Source organism: Protofrankia sp. CiP1_Cm_nod2, assembly GCF_920664355.1.
GTDB lineage: Bacteria > Actinomycetota > Actinomycetes > Frankiales > Frankiaceae > Protofrankia.
Window position 1 is genome coordinate 30,580 of sequence record NZ_CAKKTL010000016.1, and the last position, 1,047, is coordinate 31,626.

At 73.1% G+C, this 1,047-nt stretch carries 1 pseudogene; it reads left to right on the top strand.

The features are described from left to right. Positions 1-633, top strand: a pseudogene (locus NBW84_RS03255) (serine/threonine-protein kinase); the annotation flags it as partial. Between the last annotated feature and the right edge of the window lie 414 nt (positions 634-1,047).

A 1,047-nucleotide genomic window follows, 5' to 3' on the forward strand; every position in this document is an offset into this window, starting at 1 on the left:
CCGGCCGTCCCCACCGGCCCCGCCGCGGCCGAGGGCATTCAGGTGGCCGGGGCCACCCCGCCCGCGGCCGCGCGGGTCGACCTGGCCGAGCCAGTGGAGATCAGCGGCACGGCAGTGGCCCCCGGAACCGTGACGGTGCTCCTACGGCTGTCCGCGGCGGGCATCTCACTGGGCACCGCGACCGGCGGCCCGGTGACGGTGAACGCCGGCGAGCCCTGGCGGACAGACGTCACCGCCCCGCCGCTGACCCGGTGGATCGCCGGTGGAGCCGTCCACGGGCAGGTGCGGCTGGATCGGGCGGGCAGGAGCAGCGTCCAGGAGGTGACGATCGAGCCGAGGCAGGTACCGCTGGCCAGCGCCATGGGCGCCGGCGGTGTGCTGGCTGCCCTGTTCGCGCTCGCCTACCTGGAGTCGACCCGCCGGCTGCTGCGCGACGGCTCTCGCCAGAGAGCCGCGATGTTCGCCGCGGGGGCTCTCGGAGCCGTCCTCGGGTTCGGCGTGTGGCTGTCCGCTGCCACGCTGAGCCGACACGTCCCGGTTGCCGCCGCCGGCGTCTGCTGTGTCCTGCTCGGCGCGGCCGCCACCACAGCCGCGGCTGCCGCCAGCCGTTCACGAGCCAGAGCTGGAGGCTGACGCGGGGCTGCCCGGGGCTCTGCCGGGCCGGACCCCAACCCGCCAGCAGCGCGGCACCCAGCACGCGGGGCGCCGGCTGAGGCTTCCCCACGGCGGCCGGGCGGCACGGCGGCCGGGCGCGGGCTCGCACCGGCTGTTTCGCAACATCACAGATGGTGCTTGATGGTAGGTTGGCCTACCATATCGACCTTGGTGGCGCAAAGTCGATGTGAACGTTACGATCGCGGTCGTCAGAAGGTGGAGCTGCAATCCATGAAGCCAGATGTCCGGTTCTGAGCACCCCGGTTCTGAACTCGCCCGACGGCTGTTCGTCCCCGCCGAGCGGTGGGGCTGGGAATATGTCGACCCCGGCGTCAACCCGCACCCCCACCGCGACCATCCACCTGTCTGGAACGAACCACCCCCACCGGATCT